Origin of the sequence: Streptococcus infantis (genome assembly GCF_015546995.1) — a bacterium.
Lineage (GTDB): Bacteria > Bacillota > Bacilli > Lactobacillales > Streptococcaceae > Streptococcus > Streptococcus infantis_J.
In genome coordinates this window covers 53654-72029 of the sequence record NZ_JADMUH010000006.1, presented here as the reverse complement: position 1 = coordinate 72029, position 18376 = coordinate 53654, and the positions used below count along the sequence as shown (strand labels likewise).

Below are 18376 nucleotides of genomic sequence, written 5' to 3'. Positions count from 1 at the left end.
ATCAGAAGATAATTTCTCTGATTTTGAGCTTTTCTTTATTCTTTCAAATGATAAGAGTAGCTAGCAACGACGACATCTTCGTGCCATCTGAGAGCATATTTTAATTTAAGGCTCATTTGATTGTGGAGGGTATTTTGCCAAGGTTTGTTAGGGATAAATTGGGGTACAAGAACTGTAACCGTGTAGTTTTTTTTCTTGGCTTCTTGAGAAATCTTTCGAACATATCGAACTGTAGGTGTGATAATATCGCGATAGCTGGTATTAATGTTTTTAAGAGTAATATTTGGGAAGTAGTCGGCAAATTCTTGGAGGATTTCTTGGTCTTTTTCCTCAGTTTCCTTGGTGGAAATGTGCATAGCCAAAACTTCGTCTCCGATGCTTTGAGCGTAGTTAATCGCTCCGACGCTGACTCGAGTAACATTTCCTACTAAGACAAGTACGACATTGCCATCGTAAGTTTTCTTTTGAATTCCTTCATAAAGTCGAAGTTGTTTCGCCACTTTTTGGTAATGACTGTGGATGGACAAAAAGAGGAAGGTTAGGACCAGGATAATTGGGAAGAAGGGCCAGATATCTCCAAGTCTAAAGAAGAGTAGGATAAGAACGATAACGTAACAAATGATAGCACCGAGGATGTTAGCAAAGGCAGATTTTAAGAAATGAGAGCCTTTTTCTTTTTTCCAGTGGCGAATCATACCTGTTTGAGAAAGTGCAAAGGGGACGAAAACTCCGATAGTATAAAGAGGGATCAAGCGTTCTGTATTTCCGTTGAAAATAAGCAGAAGGATTATGGCACCAAAAGCTAAGGTTAAAATACCGTTTGAGTAACCAAGGCGGTCTCCCTTTTCCATAAAGAGATGGGGCATGTACTTGTTCTTAGCCATATTGTAAGCTAACATCGGAAAGGCAGAAAAACCAGTATTTGCAGCAACGGCTAGGATTAGGGCAGTTGAGAATTGGAAGAGATAATAAACAATCTGACCGAGAGCTGAATCTCCTAAAATCCCTTTAGCCATTTGTGAGAGGATTGTTTCTCCGTGTTGAGGTGTAATCCCCATCCAGTAGTTTAAGAAGGTAATCCCTGCAAATAGAAATCCAAGAATTAGAGACATGATAGTAAGCGTCTGGGCTGCGTTTTTCTCTTTTGGAGTCTTGAAAAATGGGACAGCATTTGAGATGGCTTCAACCCCTGTTAGTGAAGCTGAACCGCTGGTGAAGGCTCTTAAGATTAGGACAATTGACAGACTTGGGACAGTTTGACCAATTGCAGAAGTTGCATGATAACTGAGAGAACCTGTCAATAGTTGGAAGATACCAAACAATAAGAGGAAGACCGTACTAAAGATAAAGAGGTAGACAGGGATCATCAGAGAACTAGCAGATTCCTTCAAGCCTCGCAGATTTAAAAGCATGAGCAAACATACTAGAAAAATGGAGATGTGGAGGTTATAAGGATGGAGGACAGGAAGTGCAGCTGTGATCGCATCAGCACCTGCAGCTACCGATACGGCTACTGTCAGCATGTAGTCAACAAGTAGACTTCCCCCAGCAATCAAACCTAACTCAGGGGAGAGGTTTTCTCGAGTAACCATATAGGCACCTCCACCTTGAGGGTAGGCATGAATGATTTGTCGGTAAGAAATGGTTAGACTAGCAAGTAGCAAGAGGACAAAAATGCCGATAGGGAGACTCCACCAAATAGCAAGCGGAGATAGGCTAGCCAAGACAAGGACGACCTGCTCAGGTCCATAGGCGATAGATGAAAGGGCATCGCTTGAGAGCATTGCAAGTGCCTGTGTTTTTCCAAGTAGCCCTCCTTCGCCTTCAGTTAAGGACTTGAGAGGACGACCGATAAAGGTATATTTTAGTTTTGTAAACATTTTCTTTCCTTTTTTGAAATTTTCAACAAGAGCTATTATACTGCTATGAAAAAATACCGTCAAGGGAAAATCATTGATTTCAAAATATTTTTTTCCTATAAGGATGCGACTAGTTTTTTGGTATAATAGAAAGTAGAAAAAACGAGGAAATATAAATGATTTTTGATACACATACTTAGAGTGTTTGGAGTGAAGTTTAAGGACTCATGACATTATTGAGGCACAAATTAACCATAAAACTAACCAAAGGAAAGTTAAAGTAGCATACAAAAAGAGGAATTCATTGAGAGTTCCTCTTTTAATCTATATTTTTAACAATTTCATTGAACAAAGAAATGATTTTTAATTTTTTTGTGTGAGATAAATCTGAGATGTTATCGATCAATGTAGTTATAGGGACGTAATTATTTGAGAGTGGGAAATTAAAGAAGTCTTCTACGGTCATTCCTAAAGCAGTAAGCACTTTTTCAAGTGTGTGTATTTTAAAATCGTATTTCATATTCTCGATGTTTTGTATTGCTTTAATACCTAGTCCAGCTTGATTGGATAATTGTTCTTGGCTGAGATTCTGTTCTTTTCTACATTCTCTTATACGCTCTGCTATGTATTTTTGTAATTGATTAGCTTCCATCTGTAATTTCCTCTTTTGTACTATTCTACTATCCTTTATATGATTTTTTAAGTACAGTTAGCTGTCCAAAATATCAACATAGTATAGCGCATCGTACTATTTTGTGTTAAAATAGATAAAAAACAATACAAAAGGAGCAATAACATGGCAGAAGAAATAGCTGTGTATAAATTACAAGAATGGGACATGGGAAATGGTGAGAAGAAATATTCTCAGTTAGGTAGCTTAGAAGCTCATTATTATTTTGCAAAAAATAATGGTGGAAAAGTTTTATTTACGACAGAATCGGACTTGTACCAGAGAAATGTTGGTTATGTGTTACTAACATTGCCGAATGGAGAATACGGCTTTCTTTCTAAAATTATTGAAAAAGGAACCTATCCTAAACTCCCCGAAGATCTCTCGTATATGGTTCCCACAGAGTGGAAAAATATAAATGAAACAATAGAAAAACAGACCAATTTTAATTGGATTGTCTTAGAAGTTGTTTCAAAGATTTTTGAAGGTATTGAAGGAATACCTAAAATGCCTAGTCCACAGTACATGAAAAAAGAGGAATTTCAAAAATATCTAAATAACATAGATTATTAAGAAATAAACTCAGGTTTTGCTAATAGAATAGATACAAAAATCAAGGAGAATAAGATATATGAGAAAGCAGAAAAACGAAGAAGGTAAAAAGGATAGTAAGAATGGCAAAAAAACTAAAAAATTTAGTTTAGTGAGGGTCATATTACTTACGATTGTTATATTGGGTATCTTTGCCGCTGCAGGTATAAGCATATCTAATTATTTTTCCGAAAATTCATCAAGTGATAATTTGTTTGATAAGAAGTGGGGTTCAGTAGGACTTAAAACTAGTGTTTGGGAATTTTCAGGTTCAGATAAATTAAAAATTGACTATATGCTAAAAAATAATGAAGTATTTAATTATGATGTAACTATTCATGATTCATATTCTGATTTTAAAAATATCACAAAAACTAAACTTTCGGAAGAAGATATCGTCAAATCATTTAAGGAAAATTTCGAGATATTAAAAAATAGTGATATCAAAAAAGAAGATTTGAAGTTTATTTCATTACTTGATAATAAAGACCAAGAACGTTACGGAAGAATCCTGTATAAGATAGATCAACATAAGATGGTATATCTTGATATATTTGGTGAGAATACAGCTGTGCCGTATGAGTTAGTACCATTAGTAAATACAAAAATCAGCGGAACTTATCGTGTTACGAAGGTTTATGGGAATAAGGGTTCTGTGGAAGAAAATCAAAAAAATATAGATAGATTGCCTAACATTAAATTTTCAAGTGATAGAATTATTGTAGGAGACAAGGTGATTTATTTAACTTCATATGAATCATTTACTAATACTGTTCAGAATTTGAAAACAAAAGAACAAATTATTGAAATCATGGAAAGTAGAGGCTATAAGATAAAGGATACAGAAAAAATATATGTTAATTTGGATAGAGAGCAATTCTTTATTCCAGTTGAACATGGTAAGAAAGTATTCATGGGATTTTTGAAGAATGATACCTCAAATGAAGAGAATAACGCAGTAATGGAACTAGAAAAAGTAGAACTAAAAGAATAATTGAATAAAAAAACAAATAGCATATAGATTTGGCTCTAAAAAATGAATAGCAGTTATACGATTTTGTATAACTGCTATTTTTTTTATACATCTGACTGTTTTTATCTAAAATGACTACTAAGTTTTTTCCACTGGCGATAGCGTGAGAAGACAAACTCTGTATGGTTGGTAAACCCGAGCAGGAGGTACCAACATATGGTAGATTTAACAAAAGTAGAACAACGTAGAGAAGAAGCAATTAATAAAGCTGTATTATCTGGTGATTGGGCTAAGGTAGATAACTTATTAAACCAGCCCTATGAGAATTCATGTAGAAAAGATCGTTCTTATGGTCTTCGTAGTTTAGATAGTGGTTCAGGTGATACAGATCCTTTACTAGATACGATAGCAGATAATAGAGATGCATTGTCTCTCCTAATTAAAAAAGAAGAAATTGCTATTATAAAGAATGCTATTGAGAGATTGCTGAGTGAAAGAGATAGAAAAATTCTATATGGAGTAGTTTTAGAAGGTAAATCGTACTCAAGTCTTTCAAAAGAATTCGGGCTTACTGACAAAACTGTCAAAAGACACTATGAGCGTATTATAGAGATTCTGCGAAAAGAATTAAAAAATTAAGAATCTCCTCCGAATTCTTTTAAAATTTCTCCTTATAAGCAAGGAGGTGATTTTAAAATGTTGCTATCTGTAATCGTCACAGTATTTATTTCGTTAAAAGTAGACGATTTACTTTTAAGTTTAGAAAGAAGGTATTGAATTATGGCACTTAAGAACTTAACTCATTTTACAGAGTTTGATGCGTCACGGTTCCTTTCTCGCAAAGAACTACGTTTTGTGTCCGCCAAAAGGTGGATAGAAAAAAGTGAAACTGGTTCAGAAATTGAAAAAGGGGTAAAAGTGGGCGTACTTATCTTTTCCGATGACAGTGATTATCCAAACGAAAAAAATAATATTGGAGAGCAACTCACTGTAAAAGTTCCACTAGCATCGATGAAGGATTATGACTCGTATCAACCAATGCTCACAACTGTAGAAATTGTAGATATTGAGAAGGCTGTTGTATATGGAGAGTACCGTAACCAGCTTAGTTTGATTGCAAAAGTCAATGAAGTAGTCGAACTTTAAAGGAGGTCAATATGCCGTCGATTATCGAAGAAATACCTATGAAGATTTTTGAAGGTATTAAGGAAGTTTGTCATCTTTGTGGCAGAAAACTTCAGGAGTACCAGAGGAAAGTCCAGATAGAAGAAAATCAAAAAAACTGGAATAGATTTCTAGCTTCTACGCAAAATGTATTGGTAGAATTAGTGAAAGAAAATATTCAGGAAAATCAGTTTGCATATACACTAGTTCCAATTTACGAAGCTCAGGAAGTTGTTCAAGCCGATGGAAGCAAGTCGGTCCAGAGAGTGCACGTAGCAGATGAAAGAGTTCCTGTATGTACAATGGATAACCATGGGATTCGAGAATTTGGAGCTAGGTGTGTAGTTTTTCGGTTTCAAATTTTTGGAGAGCTACCCCAAGAAGTTCTATTAAGGATACAGGATACTTGGATCTTTTATTTGCACAAATATGCTCTTCATGGTCTCGCTGATCTATATCTAAAGCATGGTTTACGCTATCTAGTGTTCATCATCTGTAATGAATCAGATAAACGAACGATAAAGGGGGCGTTGTTCAAATTGAAGCATCCGTGGTCTTAGATGGTTAATTTTATGCCGTGAAAGTTGTTGACAGTAGGCTAAGATGAATTAGACTGGTTGTGGTGGTGCGGTCGAACTTTGTTCGTCGTGCCAACACAATCAGTTTTATAATCTTAGGGTTCCTATTGTCAATAAACCATGGAATAAATTTAAACATCGTTAGTTTGACTCATTAACTTGATAAGCGTCAAACATTAGCACAACGAAAGGTGACATTATGAATCAAATTTTTCCCAATAAATTGGTTAAAGCCTATGTTTATGGTGATACCGTAGAAATGACTACAGCCAACGGCCAACAAGAACAAATTATCAAAGTGATAGAAGGCAAGCGTTACGTAAATCTTGAGACCGGAGAAATTCACGCTATGGATACTTCCAGTAGTACACGACTCGATAATTTGAAGTCTACTAAACAGACTATGAAAAAACTACGCCGTCTAGTAGCTCATAATTTTACGGGAGGTATCAACCAGTTATGGATAACGTTGACTTATCGAGACCATGTTACCGATCCGGCTATAGTTTACATGGATTTCAAAGCGTTCATTCGACGCATTCGTAATCAGTTTGGAAATGTTGATTATATTACGGTCATTGAACCACAAGCTAGTGGAAGGTGGCATTTGCATGTGTTATTAAAGAACGATTCCGAACTAACAATTCCTAACAATGACCTTGCCAAGATGTGGGGGAAAGGTTTTACAAAGACCAAGAGGTTAAAGAGAGCTGATAAGGTTGGGAATTATTTGATTGCTTATTTGTCTAATTTGCAGATAGGTGATGAGGGTTCACAAAACAAAGCAATTATAAAAGGTGCGCGCCTATACATGTACCCCAAGGGTATCAGAATTTATCGAACTAGCAGAGGAATTAAAAAGCCTTTGGAAATGACAACAACAAAGGGTGAGCTTATGGAAACTTATAAAATTAACAGTCCTCCGACATTTTCACGTACTACAAAACATGATACTCCTTATGGTGTGAAAGAATATACTACCGAGTTTTATGATAACATAAAAGCCTGTCAGACACTTTTAGCGGAGCAACTGACAAGCTAAGTAGGTAATAAAAGAGAATCTCTTTTACCATCCCTATTATATCAGAATAGGAGAAATTTATGAAAAATATATATAAAAGCAAGAAAGGGATTACGGAATTATTTGATGTTCCGTTAAAAACCTTAAACAATGATCTAACAGAAATGCGAAGAAATGAAAAATTCCAAGGATACATTTTGAAGCCTTCTCATAAGAGAGTATATATAAATGTTGAAGGTTATAAGGAATTTCTTCTTTATAAACAAAAGAAATATGAGGAAGCTATGTAGTTATGTTATAATTAAGCTATGCTACATAGCTTTCCTTTGCTTTAAAAGTACAAGGAGAAGAAATGTTTTTTAAAAAATTAGATAATGGTAAATACCGTTATTATGAGAAATTCTATCATGAACGAGAGGGAAAGTGGAAGCAAGTCTCTGTGACTCTAAAATCAAAATCTAGAGTTTCTCAAGCAGAAGCAAAACGTCGTTTAGCGCTAAAAATCGAAAAACTTCTAACCGCCCCTACAAAAGAGGAAGTTGAAAAGAAACAACTAGAAGAAATGATTTTTAGTCAACTATTGGAAGAATGGAAAACGATTCGTTCCAGTGAGATAAAATCTTCTAGTTATAGAAGTGAGATGAAAAGTTTAGAGCTTTTCATGGGAGCAGTAGGAAATTTGAGAATATCAGATTACACCACTCAGCTAGTTCAAACATATCTAATGAATTTGAATGTTCAAAATTCAACAAGAAAAAATCGAAAAATATACTTGAATGGTATCTTTGATTATGCTGTAAAGGTCGGATATATTTCTGACTCACCAGTTAAAGGGGTGGTAATTCCGAAGCAGAAAGCAGACTATGAGAAGTTGCAAAAAGCTAAGGATAATTTCATTAGTAGAGAGGAACTAGGACAGGTTTTATCGTATTGTGAAAGTCACAATAAAGATAAGCGTTATGCTTTGGCAATGGAATTTATCTTTTTAACTGGTCTTCGTTTTGCAGAGTTTATAGGGGTTCGCTATCAAGATGTAAACTTCAAAGCGAATCTTTTAACAATTGATCATACAATAGATTATGTTGCTCATGGATATGATGAGAGAATCTTACAGACAACGAAAACAGTAGGTTCTGTCAGGACGATAGTACTAAGTGAACGTTGCTTGGAAATTATCGAGTACTTTCGTAGTAACTGTTTTGATGAGGAGTTCATCTTTGTGACTGAGCAAGGTAACATTATGAGACAGCCTTTATTATATAGATTTATCAAAAATATTTGTGAAGTAGTGTTGGGTGGGCACAGATCCTATAATATTCACATGCTTAGACATTCGCATATTAGTTTATTGGCTGAACTAGGGATACCCATAAAGGCTATTATGGAGCGAGTTGGACATAGAGATGAATCTATCACTTTAAGGATCTATAGTCATGTAACAAAAAATATACAAGATGAATTGAGAGAGAAACTTAATCAAATTCATCTGTAGATGCTAACCATAGAACTAACCAAGTACTAACCAAAGTGAATAGAAACTAGGGGAAGTATAGGGAAGTATAGAAGAGAGAAAGTCTTTTCTTTTGGTAGCTAAGGAACATTGAGGAAAGAGAAGGAAATATAGTTTGGATATTTTTGATACTCATACCCACTTGAATGTGGAAGAATTTTTGGGACGCGAAGAAGAAGAACTTGCCTTAGCGGCTGAAATGGGTGTAACTCGGATGAATATTGTTGGTTTTGACAAACCGACTATTGAGCGTGCTCTTGAACTAGTGGACAAGTATGACCAACTCTATGCGACGATTGGCTGGCATCCAACGGAAGCAGGGACATATACAGAGGATGTTGAGTCTTACTTGCTAGAAAAACTAAAACATCCAAAAGTTGTAGCCTTGGGCGAGGTTGGTTTGGACTACCACTGGATGACGGCATCTAAGGAAGTTCAAGAAAAGGTTTTCCGTCGTCAGATTCAGCTGTCTAAGGAACTGGACTTACCTTTTGTGGTTCACACCCGTGACGCGCTAGAAGATACCTATGAGATTATTAAGAGTGAGGGAGTTGGTCCTCGTGGCGGGATTATGCACTCATTCTCAGGTTCTTTGGATTGGGCGGAGAAGTTTGTAGATCTTGGGATGATTATTTCCTTTTCTGGAGTGGTGACTTTCAAGAAGGCAACAGATATTCAGGAAGCAGCTAAAGAGTTGCCTTTGGATAAGATTTTGGTAGAAACGGATGCCCCTTACTTGGCACCCGTTCCCAAACGTGGTCGTGAAAACAAGACAGCTTATACGCGCTATGTAGTAGACTTTATTGCGGACTTGCGTGGCATTACGACAGAAGAATTGGCAGCAGTGACAAGTGCCAATGCAGAAGGCATCTTTGGATTGGAAAGTAAATCATGAAAGAGAAAATTTCCCAAGTCATCGTAGTCGAAGGACGTGATGATACGACCAATCTTAAACATTATTTTGATGTGGAGACCTATGAGACTCGTGGATCGGCTATCAATGAACAAGATCTTGAACGAATTCAACGTTTACATGAGCGTCATGGAGTGATTGTCTTTACAGATCCTGATTTCAACGGGGAACGCATTCGTCGGATGATTATGACGGCCATTCCGACAGTTCAACACGCCTTTCTCAAACGAGACGAGGCAGTGCCTAAGTCTAAGACCAAGGGACGTTCTCTAGGAATTGAGCATGCTAGCTACGAAGACTTGAAGACAGCACTAGAACAAGTAACTAAACAGTTTGAAGTAGAAAGCGACTTTGATATTAGCCGTAGCGACTTGATTCGCCTTGGTTTTCTAGCCGGGGCAGATAGCCGAAAACGCAGAGAATATCTAGGAGAAAGTCTTCGTATCGGTTATTCCAATGGGAAACAACTCCTTAAACGTTTAGAGTTATTTGGGATAAGTCTAGCTGAAGTTGAAGAAACTATGAAATCATATGAGGATTGAGAAACTCCCCCAAAATGTGGAGGGAATATGATACAATAGAAGTAATCATATACGGTTTAATCAGGCTTGGTAGCAAGCATTAGAAAAGTGACTCCGTAGGAATTGAGCTAAGTGGAGATGGTGAGGAAAAGTTATGGGAATCTTTGATTTTTTAAAAAAGACAGAAGCAACAAAACCAACTGAAATAACGGAATCCAATAAGGAAGCAGAAGAGGCGAAAGGCAATGCTTGCGTAGGTGTTCTAGATTTGTTCCCGATGAAGGAAACGAACCAATTATTGATTGTTGGGAGTTTAGAAGGTAGGCTCAAGGTTGGAGATCAGTTGCAGTTTTGCAATCCCGACCAAGGAATGGGAAGTCTTGGCACTGTAGAGGTTAAAAAACTTAGCAGTCAAAACAAAGATGCAGATAGTCTAACTGATGAAGTTCTTGCCCATCTAGTGGTTGATAGGATTCCTTCTTTGGATAAACTGAAAAAAGGAAGTGTGCTCTTTAGTTCAGGTATTGAGGAAGAGCAAAAATTATCTAGCTATTCAGATGCTCTTTATCGTGCTTTTGTAGCCATCCAAGAGGGTCAGTTAACAAATGAAGACTATTTGGCAGCTAGTCTTGATGACAGCGTAGAGATTTTACGTCTCTTTTTATGGAAATGCCGTCAAAATCAGGAAACTGAAAGTGAAGAAAGCTATCAATCCAACACTCGCAAGTTGGAACGTCTAGCGGAAATCGTTAAAGATAAGCTCTTAGAAGCAGATGCAGTTTATGCAGTTTATTCAGAAAAAACAGGCGAGCCTTACCTCTTTTCAACGACCTATGACAGAGGAGAAGAAGGGTATCTCTGCACTGATCCCATGATTATGCTTTTGACACCATCTTGGTATCGCCAATTCAAGGAAACCATTGACAGCCGACCAAACTCAGTCGTCAAACTGATTGAAAATACGGAAGATAAAAAAGGGATTGAAAATTTCCTAGGGACAGCCTTTTACCTAAATGGTGCCTTGGGAGCAATCTTTAATTCCAAGGAAGTCAGCATCAGTGCCTCTGCCTTGGTTCAAAAACCAGATTTTTCTGATTTACCAGAAATACAAGTGCCTGTCATGAATCCTGACCTAGTAAGATGGATGTTGTTGATGGGACAATTGGATAGCCCGACAACAGAAGATGAAGAAGTAATTTATAAGCTCTATTATAAGTTCTTTTCGGAAGCTATGCCGAAAGCAAAGTTCCTAATTCCTTTAGATGCTACTTCGGAATTTAAGGACGATAGTCAGGAAGTAAGCTCCTTTGTCTTGGAAAAAGATTCTAGTTTCAACATTCCAGTTAAAGAAGGAAAAGATGGGCGAAACTCTGTTCCAGTATTTACAGATTGGAAACGTCTGAGAATGGTTTTTGATGAAAAATGGAATGGCATGATTGAAGAAGCTGGAGGCATGATTGAAGGCTTTGACTATGCTATAAACCCAACGGAATACTATGAAGCGGGTGCCTATGTTAGCCTAACAGCTTTTAGAGACATGCAAAAACTTAGTGAGGAACAAGAAGGAAGAGCTCAAGATTAGAGAGTTTCTTTACATTGGGAAACTTTATAGTTTTATCTATATCCTACTTGAACCACTAACCTTTTTCAAAGATTTTGAAAGGAAATGGAATGGCGAATAGAAGTTATATTTACTTAAAAAACGGAGATGAAGCTCGTATCTTAACAGAAGGCATCTACACGATACCCTATTTTTGGCAATTGTTTTGGGATGAAGAAGACTTAAAAGCTCCTATTGCTCTCTGGGAAACAGCAGAAGAACTCGAAGAAGATGAAGAGCAAGCAGAAAGATTTTACCAAGAGCAGAATGTAGATATCTTGCTTCCTATTGAAAAATTCCGGCAAAGTGCCCTCCAAAACCGCTCTTTTTTAGAAGAGAATGTCCCACAAGCCTTGAAACTATATGATGCCTTTGTTCGTTATATTCTTGCAAACGTAAAAGATGGTGATGTGTTAGGATTTGATCTTTTGGATGTAGTTTTTATGGACCAAGTCTCTGTAGTCGCTGATAAACTGTTAAAAAATATCCGAGCTATTCGGGAAAATCAACCCAAAGATTTAGACTTTTCTCTAACGGATGAGAACTTAATAGGCCTTGCTATGGGTTTTCCTGATTATTACGCTTCAGAATTATTGCCAGAAGACAATATTCTAGATTCGGTTGCATATCAGGATGAATTGAAGAAAATGAACCCCCAAGAAGATAAGCAAGGGGGCGACATGACTGGAGCCGATACAAAAGCGAACAAGCATCGTGTTCTATTTGTATTTTGGATTTTGTTGGCAGGAATTATGTGGTTTCTATATATTATTTTTAGCTAATAATTAGAAAAGAGAATAAATGAGAATTGCAGATTATAGCGTGACCAAGGCAGTGCTGGAGCGTCACGGTTTTACCTTTAAAAAATCCTTCGGGCAAAATTTCTTGACCGATACCAATATCCTTCAAAAAATTGTGGATACGGCTGAGATTGATGATCAGGTCAATGTCATTGAAATTGGTCCAGGGATTGGTGCCTTGACTGAGTTTTTAGCTGAGCGTGCAGCTCAAGTCATGGCCTTTGAGATTGACCACCGTTTGGTACCAATTCTAGCGGATACCCTGCGTGATTTTGACAATGTGACCGTAGTCAACGAGGATATTCTAAAGGTTGACTTGGCGCAGCATATCCAAAATCTTAAAAACCCTGACCTGCCTATTAAGGTAGTAGCCAACTTGCCTTACTATATCACGACGCCTATTCTCATGCACTTAATCGAGAGTGGCATTCCTTTTAGTGAATTTGTGGTCATGATGCAAAAAGAAGTGGCAGATCGTATCTCTGCTAAGCCAAATACCAAGGCTTACGGTAGCTTGTCAATTGCAGTTCAGTATTATATGACGGCCAAGGTTGCCTTTATCGTGCCTCGTACAGTATTTGTGCCAGCGCCCAACGTGGACTCGGCTATCCTGAAAATGGTGCGCCGTCCAGAACCAGCTGTAGCAGTTGAAGACGAGAACTTCTTCTTTAAGGTTTCCAAGGCTAGTTTCACCCATCGTCGCAAGACCTTGTGGAACAACTTGACAGGTTACTTTGGGAAAACTGAGGAGATCAAGGACAAACTGACAAAGGCTTTAGATCAAGCGGGCTTGTCACCGAGTGTACGTGGTGAAGCTCTGGGCTTAGAAGAATTTGCCAGTCTAGCAGATGCGCTTAAAGGACAAGGGCTCTAAGATGCAGGGACAAATCATTAAAGCCTTGGCGGGTTTCTACTATGTGGAGAGTGATGGCAAGGTTTATCAAACACGCGCACGTGGGAATTTTCGTAAAAAAGGCCATACGCCCTATGTTGGAGATTGGGTAGATTTTTCTGCAGAGGAGAACTCAGAAGGCTATATATTGGAAATTCATGAACGAAAAAATAGTCTGGTTCGTCCACCCATTGTCAATATTGACCAAGCCGTTGTCATTATGTCCGTTAAAGAACCTGATTTTAATAGCAACTTGTTGGATCGTTTCTTGGTTCTTTTAGAGCACAAGGGCATTCATCCTATCGTCTATATTTCCAAGATGGACTTACTGGAAGATGGGGGAGAACTGGATTTTTACGAGCAGACCTATCGTGCTATTGGTTACGATTTTGTGACTAGTAAAGAGGAACTCTTGCCCTTGTTGACAGACAAAGTGACAGTTTTTATGGGGCAGACAGGTGTTGGAAAGTCAACCCTGCTTAATAAAATTGCACCTGACCTCAATCTCGAAACAGGAGAAATCTCAGACAGTCTAGGTCGTGGTCGCCATACTACTCGAGCTGTTAGTTTTTACAACCTTAATGGTGGTAAAATTGCAGATACACCAGGTTTTTCGTCGCTAGATTATGAAGTATCAAGTGCGGAAGAGCTGAACCAGGCCTTTCCAGAGATTGCTAGTGTCAGTCGCGACTGTAAGTTCCGTACTTGTACGCATACTCATGAGCCATCTTGTGCAGTGAAACCAGCAGTAGAAGAGGGGATCATTGCAAACTTCCGTTTCGACAACTATCTGCAATTCCTCAGTGAGATTGAAAATCGCAGAGAAACCTATAAAAAAGTCAGCAAAAAAATTCCAAAATAAGGAGAAACCTATGTCTCAATACAAGATTGCTCCGTCAATTCTGGCAGCAGATTATGCCAACTTTGAACGTGAAATTAAACGCCTAGAAGCAACTGGGGCAGAATACGCCCATATCGATATCATGGATGGTCACTTTGTACCTCAGATCAGCTTTGGTGCAGGTGTAGTCGAAAGTCTTCGACCTCATAGTAAGATGGTCTTTGACTGCCACTTGATGGTATCAAATCCCGAACATCATTTAGAGGATTTTGCGCGTGCAGGAGCTGACATCATCAGCATTCACGTAGAAGCAACGCCTCACATCCATGGAGCTCTTCAAAAGATTCGTTCTCTCGGTGTCAAACCTTCGGTCGTCATCAATCCTGGTACGCCTGTTGAGGCGATTAAACATGTGCTTCACCTAGTTGACCAAGTCTTAGTCATGACAGTGAACCCTGGATTTGGTGGGCAAGCCTTTCTCCCTGAAACCATGGACAAGGTTCGTGAGTTGGTTGCCCTTCGTGAGGAAAAAGGCTTGAACTTTGAAATCGAAGTCGATGGTGGTATTGATGACCAAACCATTGCTCAAGCCAAAGAAGCTGGCGCTACAGTTTTTGTAGCGGGATCTTATGTCTTTAAGGGAGATGTCAATGAACGAGTGCAAACTCTCAGAAATCAACTGGACTAAAGCTGCAGTTTTTGCAGGGGGAGACCGCGGTCACTACCGGACAGATTTTGACTGTTTTGTCGGTGTGGATCGAGGCTCACTCTGGGTATTGGAAGAAGAACTTCCTCTTGCTTTAGCAGTTGGGGATTTTGATTCTGTGACTGTAGAAGAACGTCAGTTGATTCAAGAACGTTCGCAACATTTTGTCCAAGCTCAGCCAGAGAAGGATGATACCGATCTGGAACTGGCGCTTCTAACGATTTTTGAAAAAAATCCTCAAGCTCAGGTGACCATTTTTGGTGCCCTAGGTGGTCGTATTGACCATATGCTGGCCAATGTCTTTCTACCCAGCAATCCCAAATTGGCACCCTATATGCGCCAAATAGAGATTGAGGATGGGCAAAACTTGATTAGCTATTGCCCAGAAGGGACCAGTCAGCTAGAACCACGTTTGGACTATGATTATCTTGCTTTTATGCCTGTGAGGGATAGTCAGTTGACTATTATCGGAGCCAAGTATGAATTGACTGAGGCGAATTTTTTCTTTAAGAAAGTTTACGCTTCTAACGAATATATAGATAGGGAAGTTTCGGTGACTTGCCCAGATGGCTATGTGGTTGTACTGCATAGCAAGGACAGGAGATAGGATGGAGATTATATTACTACTGTTACTAATTGCTAACCTAGCCGGCCTCTTTCTTATTTGGCAGAGGCAAGAAAAGCAGGAGAAATACCTGGCCAAAAGTTTAGAAGACCAGGCAGATAACCTTTCAGACCAGTTAGATTATCGATTTGAACAAGCGCGACAAGCAAGCCAGCTGGACCAAAAAAATCTAGAAGTGGCTGTTAGCGACCGTTTGCAGGAGGTGCGAATCGAATTGCACCAAGGTCTTACCCAGGTTCGACAGGAGATGAATGAAAACCTCCTCCAAACCAGAGATAAGACTGACCAACGACTACAGGCCTTGCAGGAGTCAAATGAGCAACGTTTAGAGCAGATGCGCCAAACGGTCGAGGAAAAGTTAGAAAAGACCTTGCAGACACGCTTGCAAGCGTCTTTCGAGACAGTTTCCAAGCAATTGGAATCTGTCAATCGCGGCCTTGGAGAAATGCAGACGGTTGCCCGTGATGTCGGCGCTCTTAATAAGGTCTTATCTGGTACAAAAACTAGAGGAATTCTAGGAGAATTACAATTGGGGCAGATTATCGAAGATATCATGACGCCTGCTCAGTATGAACGAGAATTTGCAACAGTTGAAAATTCGAGTGAGCGAGTCGAGTACGCCATCAAGTTGCCTGGGCAAGGTGACCAGGAATATGTTTATCTACCAATTGACTCTAAGTTTCCACTGGCAGCTTATTACCGCCTTGAAGAAGCCTATGAAGCAGGTGATAAGGAAGAGATCGAAAGTTGTCGCAAATCACTCCAAACAAGCGTTAAGCGTTTTGCCAAAGATATCAAGAACAAGTACATAGCACCGCCAAGGACGACCAATTTTGGAGTTCTGTTTGTTCCGACAGAAGGTCTTTACTCAGAAATCGTTAGAAATCCGATTTTCTTTGATGGTTTGAGACGGGAAGAGCAGATTATCGTTGCAGGACCAAGTACCCTATCAGCCCTGCTCAACTCCCTATCGGTTGGCTTCAAAACTCTAAATATCCAAAAGAGTGCTGACCATATTAGCCAAACTCTAGCCAACGTCAAAACCGAATTTGGCAAGTTTGGTGGTATTCTGGTTAAAGCGCAAAAACACCTCCAACATGCCACTGGTAATATTGATGAATTGTTAAACCGACGTACTTCAGCTATCGAGCGAACTCTCCGACATATTGAATTGTCAGAAGGTGAGTCTATGCTTGATTTGCTCCAGTTCCAAGAAGATGAGGAAGAATATGAAGATTAGTCACATGAAAAAAGATGAACTGTTCGAGGGCTTTTACCTGATCAAATCAGCCGATCTGAGACAGACGCGTGCTGGGAAAAATTACCTAGCTTTCACCTTCCAAGATGATAGTGGGGAAATCGAAGGAAAGCTCTGGGATGCCCAACCTCATAACGTTGAGGCCTTTACTGCAGGAAAAGTTGTCCACATGCAAGGGCGTCGTGAAGTTTACAACAACACTCCACAGGTAAATCAAATTACCCTTCGCTTACCTCAGCCTGGCGAACCCAATGACCCAGCAGACTTCAAGGTCAAATCACCAGTGGATGTTAAAGAAATCCGTGAGTACATGGCACAGATGATTTTCAAGATTGAAAATCCCATCTGGCAACGAATCGTTCGGGCCCTCTATACCAAATATGATAAAGAATTTTATTCTTATCCAGCTGCAAAAACCAACCACCATGCCTTTGAAACAGGGCTTGCTTATCATACAGCGACTATGGTTCGTTTAGCAGAGGCAATTGCAGATGTCTACCCACAACTCAATAAGAGCTTGCTCTATGCAGGAATTATGCTTCATGACCTGGCTAAGGTTATTGAGTTAACAGGTCCCGACCAGACAGAGTATACAGTGAGAGGAAATCTTATCGGGCATATCGCCTTGATTGATAGCGAGATTACCAAAGCGGTTATGGAACTTGGCATTGACGATACTCGAGAAGAAGTGGTGCTTCTGCGCCATGTGATTCTCAGCCACCATGGTTTGCTTGAGTATGGTAGTCCTGTTCGTCCTCGTGTGATGGAAGCTGAAATTATTCATATGATTGATAATTTGGATGCGAGTATGATGATGATGTCAACAGCTCTGGCTCTTGTTGATGAGGGTGAAATGACCAATAAAGTCTTCGCAATGGACAATCGTTCCTTCTACAAGCCAAAATTAGACTAGAAACTAAAAAAATGAGCTTTATTTAGACAATAAAGTTCGTTTTTTTTGCTTTAGTGTGTTATAATGAGAAAAAGACTAATTAAAAAGAATGGTGAATAACTAATGAAATTAAGAAGAAGTGATCGGATGGTTGTTATTTCCAATTATTTGATTAACAATCCATACAAATTAACCAGTCTCAATACCTTCGCGGAAAAGTATGAATCTGCCAAATCTTCTATTTCAGAAGATATTGTCATTATTAAGCGAGCCTTTGAAGAAATTGAAATCGGCCATATTCAAACGGTGACAGGTGCTGGTGGTGGAGTTATTTTCACACCTTCCATCTCTACCCTTGAATCTAAAACAATCATCCAAGAGCTTCGCGATAAACTTTCAGAGAGCGACCGCATTCTGCCAGGTGGCTACATTTATTTGTCTGATCTACTTAGTACTCCGGCTATTTTAAAAAATATTGGACGTATTATTGCTAAGAGCTTTATGGACCAAAAGATTGATGCTGTCATGACGGTAGCGACCAAAGGGGTTCCGCTTGCAAATGCAGTAGCAAATGTTCTCAACGTACCTTTTGTCATTGTCCGTCGTGACTTGAAAATCACAGAAGGTTCAACTGTGAGTGTCAACTATGTTTCAGGTTCTAGTGACCGTATTGAAAAAATGTTCCTTTCAAAACGGAGTCTTAAAGCAGGAAGTCGTGTCTTGATCGTTGATGACTTCTTGAAAGGCGGAGGAACGATTAATGGTATGATTAGCCTTTTAACAGAGTTTGATTCTGAGTTGGCTGGTGTAGCTGTCTTTGCCGACAATGCGCAGGAAGATCGTGAGCAGCAGTTCGACTACAAATCACTCTTGAAGGTTACGGACATTGATGTGAAGAATCAACAAATTGCTGTTGAAGTTGGAAATATCTTTGACGCAGAAAAATAAAAATTGACTTGAAA

The 18376-nt window shown here is 38.9% G+C and carries 20 protein-coding genes and 1 pseudogene; 19 read left to right on the top strand and 2 right to left on the bottom strand.

Annotation, left to right across the window (positions count from 1 at the left end):
- Nucleotides 1-35 precede the first annotated feature (35 nt).
- Entirely contained in the window at nucleotides 36-1880 is a 1845-nt protein-coding gene (locus tag I1J71_RS03505) for an APC family permease (protein WP_195183730.1), read from the bottom strand.
- Nucleotides 1881-2178: 298 nt separating this feature from the next.
- On the bottom strand, nucleotides 2179-2511 hold the full coding sequence (locus I1J71_RS03500; RefSeq protein WP_033585479.1) for a helix-turn-helix domain-containing protein: 333 nt from the start codon (nucleotides 2509-2511) through the stop codon (nucleotides 2179-2181).
- A 144-nt stretch (nucleotides 2512-2655) separates the two neighbouring features.
- Between I1J71_RS03500 and I1J71_RS03495 the strand changes: the two genes are divergently transcribed.
- From I1J71_RS03495 to purR, 19 genes and pseudogenes are all read left to right on the top strand, one after another.
- Entirely contained in the window at nucleotides 2656-3102 is a 447-nt protein-coding gene (locus I1J71_RS03495) for a hypothetical protein (RefSeq protein ID WP_195183729.1), read from the top strand.
- Nucleotides 3103-3160: 58 nt separating this feature from the next.
- Nucleotides 3161-4114 (top strand): hypothetical protein, encoded by a 954-nt coding sequence (locus tag I1J71_RS03490; protein ID WP_033585483.1) that lies wholly within the window; start codon nucleotides 3161-3163, stop codon nucleotides 4112-4114.
- A gap of 195 nt (nucleotides 4115-4309) precedes the next feature.
- Entirely contained in the window at nucleotides 4310-4732 is a 423-nt protein-coding gene (locus I1J71_RS03485; RefSeq protein ID WP_033585485.1) for a sigma-70 family RNA polymerase sigma factor, read from the top strand.
- Between the two features lie 141 nt (nucleotides 4733-4873).
- Nucleotides 4874-5239 (top strand): hypothetical protein, encoded by a 366-nt coding sequence (locus I1J71_RS03480; RefSeq protein WP_033585486.1) that lies wholly within the window; start codon nucleotides 4874-4876, stop codon nucleotides 5237-5239.
- Between the two features lie 11 nt (nucleotides 5240-5250).
- Entirely contained in the window at nucleotides 5251-5817 is a 567-nt protein-coding gene (locus I1J71_RS03475) for a hypothetical protein (RefSeq protein WP_049520599.1), read from the top strand.
- Nucleotides 5818-6034: 217 nt separating this feature from the next.
- Nucleotides 6035-6885, top strand: a pseudogene (locus I1J71_RS03470) (replicative protein).
- 51 nt (nucleotides 6886-6936) lie between these two features.
- Complete coding sequence (locus tag I1J71_RS03465) at nucleotides 6937-7146, top strand: hypothetical protein (protein ID WP_033585487.1); 210 nt, start codon at nucleotides 6937-6939, stop codon at nucleotides 7144-7146.
- A gap of 62 nt (nucleotides 7147-7208) precedes the next feature.
- Complete coding sequence (locus tag I1J71_RS03460; RefSeq protein ID WP_033585488.1) at nucleotides 7209-8348, top strand: tyrosine-type recombinase/integrase; 1140 nt, start codon at nucleotides 7209-7211, stop codon at nucleotides 8346-8348.
- Between the two features lie 139 nt (nucleotides 8349-8487).
- Nucleotides 8488-9261, top strand: coding sequence for a TatD family hydrolase (locus tag I1J71_RS03455; RefSeq protein WP_195183744.1), 774 nt, complete (start codon nucleotides 8488-8490; stop codon nucleotides 9259-9261).
- The gene (gene rnmV, locus I1J71_RS03450) at nucleotides 9258-9821 is read left to right on the top strand and encodes a ribonuclease M5 (protein WP_195183728.1); all 564 of its coding nucleotides are present in this window, start codon (nucleotides 9258-9260) and stop codon (nucleotides 9819-9821) included. The genes I1J71_RS03455 and rnmV overlap by 4 nt, the downstream gene beginning before the upstream one ends.
- A 133-nt stretch (nucleotides 9822-9954) precedes the next feature.
- On the top strand, nucleotides 9955-11382 hold the full coding sequence (locus tag I1J71_RS03445) for an SseB family protein (protein WP_049494521.1): 1428 nt from the start codon (nucleotides 9955-9957) through the stop codon (nucleotides 11380-11382).
- 89 nt (nucleotides 11383-11471) lie between these two features.
- Nucleotides 11472-12182, top strand: a complete 711-nt coding sequence (locus I1J71_RS03440) for a hypothetical protein (RefSeq protein ID WP_049494520.1) — start codon at nucleotides 11472-11474, stop codon at nucleotides 12180-12182.
- Nucleotides 12183-12201: 19 nt separating this feature from the next.
- Nucleotides 12202-13074, top strand: coding sequence for a 16S rRNA (adenine(1518)-N(6)/adenine(1519)-N(6))-dimethyltransferase RsmA (gene rsmA, locus I1J71_RS03435; protein WP_195183727.1), 873 nt, complete (start codon nucleotides 12202-12204; stop codon nucleotides 13072-13074).
- A gap of 1 nt (nucleotide 13075) precedes the next feature.
- Nucleotides 13076-13954, top strand: a complete 879-nt coding sequence (gene rsgA / locus I1J71_RS03430) for a ribosome small subunit-dependent GTPase A (protein WP_195183743.1) — start codon at nucleotides 13076-13078, stop codon at nucleotides 13952-13954.
- 10 nt (nucleotides 13955-13964) lie between these two features.
- Nucleotides 13965-14621 carry a ribulose-phosphate 3-epimerase gene (rpe, locus tag I1J71_RS03425; protein ID WP_195183726.1) on the top strand — a complete coding sequence of 219 codons (657 nt, stop codon included), beginning with the start codon at nucleotides 13965-13967 and terminating at the stop codon, nucleotides 14619-14621.
- Nucleotides 14584-15246 carry a thiamine diphosphokinase gene (locus tag I1J71_RS03420; RefSeq protein WP_195183725.1) on the top strand — a complete coding sequence of 221 codons (663 nt, stop codon included), beginning with the start codon at nucleotides 14584-14586 and terminating at the stop codon, nucleotides 15244-15246. Before rpe ends, I1J71_RS03420 begins: the two co-directional genes overlap by 38 nt.
- A gap of 1 nt (nucleotide 15247) precedes the next feature.
- Nucleotides 15248-16504 (top strand): DNA recombination protein RmuC, encoded by a 1257-nt coding sequence (gene rmuC, locus I1J71_RS03415; RefSeq protein WP_195183724.1) that lies wholly within the window; start codon nucleotides 15248-15250, stop codon nucleotides 16502-16504.
- The gene (locus I1J71_RS03410; RefSeq protein WP_006152067.1) at nucleotides 16494-17435 is read left to right on the top strand and encodes a 3'-5' exoribonuclease YhaM family protein; all 942 of its coding nucleotides are present in this window, start codon (nucleotides 16494-16496) and stop codon (nucleotides 17433-17435) included. Before rmuC ends, I1J71_RS03410 begins: the two co-directional genes overlap by 11 nt.
- Before the next feature lie 102 nt (nucleotides 17436-17537).
- The gene (gene purR, locus I1J71_RS03405) at nucleotides 17538-18362 is read left to right on the top strand and encodes a pur operon repressor (RefSeq protein ID WP_195183723.1); all 825 of its coding nucleotides are present in this window, start codon (nucleotides 17538-17540) and stop codon (nucleotides 18360-18362) included.
- Nucleotides 18363-18376 lie beyond the last annotated feature (14 nt).

Excerpts from the sequence above, each read along its gene's own strand:
- I1J71_RS03505 (WP_195183730.1), bottom strand. The coding sequence starts at position 1,880 with ATGTTTACAAAACTAAAATATACCTTTATCGGTCGTCCTCTCAAGTCC.
- I1J71_RS03500 (WP_033585479.1), bottom strand. The coding sequence starts at position 2,511 with ATGGAAGCTAATCAATTACAAAAATACATAGCAGAGCGTATAAGAGAA.
- I1J71_RS03495 (WP_195183729.1), top strand. The coding sequence starts at position 2,656 with ATGGCAGAAGAAATAGCTGTGTATAAATTACAAGAATGGGACATGGGA.
- I1J71_RS03490 (WP_033585483.1), top strand. The coding sequence starts at position 3,161 with ATGAGAAAGCAGAAAAACGAAGAAGGTAAAAAGGATAGTAAGAATGGC.
- I1J71_RS03485 (WP_033585485.1), top strand. The coding sequence starts at position 4,310 with ATGGTAGATTTAACAAAAGTAGAACAACGTAGAGAAGAAGCAATTAAT.
- I1J71_RS03480 (WP_033585486.1), top strand. The coding sequence starts at position 4,874 with ATGGCACTTAAGAACTTAACTCATTTTACAGAGTTTGATGCGTCACGG.
- I1J71_RS03475 (WP_049520599.1), top strand. The coding sequence starts at position 5,251 with ATGCCGTCGATTATCGAAGAAATACCTATGAAGATTTTTGAAGGTATT.
- I1J71_RS03465 (WP_033585487.1), top strand. The coding sequence starts at position 6,937 with ATGAAAAATATATATAAAAGCAAGAAAGGGATTACGGAATTATTTGAT.
- I1J71_RS03460 (WP_033585488.1), top strand. The coding sequence starts at position 7,209 with ATGTTTTTTAAAAAATTAGATAATGGTAAATACCGTTATTATGAGAAA.
- rnmV (WP_195183728.1), top strand. The coding sequence starts at position 9,258 with ATGAAAGAGAAAATTTCCCAAGTCATCGTAGTCGAAGGACGTGATGAT.
- I1J71_RS03445 (WP_049494521.1), top strand. The coding sequence starts at position 9,955 with ATGGGAATCTTTGATTTTTTAAAAAAGACAGAAGCAACAAAACCAACT.
- I1J71_RS03440 (WP_049494520.1), top strand. The coding sequence starts at position 11,472 with ATGGCGAATAGAAGTTATATTTACTTAAAAAACGGAGATGAAGCTCGT.
- rsmA (WP_195183727.1), top strand. The coding sequence starts at position 12,202 with ATGAGAATTGCAGATTATAGCGTGACCAAGGCAGTGCTGGAGCGTCAC.
- rsgA (WP_195183743.1), top strand. The coding sequence starts at position 13,076 with ATGCAGGGACAAATCATTAAAGCCTTGGCGGGTTTCTACTATGTGGAG.
- rpe (WP_195183726.1), top strand. The coding sequence starts at position 13,965 with ATGTCTCAATACAAGATTGCTCCGTCAATTCTGGCAGCAGATTATGCC.
- I1J71_RS03420 (WP_195183725.1), top strand. The coding sequence starts at position 14,584 with ATGAACGAGTGCAAACTCTCAGAAATCAACTGGACTAAAGCTGCAGTT.
- rmuC (WP_195183724.1), top strand. The coding sequence starts at position 15,248 with ATGGAGATTATATTACTACTGTTACTAATTGCTAACCTAGCCGGCCTC.
- I1J71_RS03410 (WP_006152067.1), top strand. The coding sequence starts at position 16,494 with ATGAAGATTAGTCACATGAAAAAAGATGAACTGTTCGAGGGCTTTTAC.
- purR (WP_195183723.1), top strand. The coding sequence starts at position 17,538 with ATGAAATTAAGAAGAAGTGATCGGATGGTTGTTATTTCCAATTATTTG.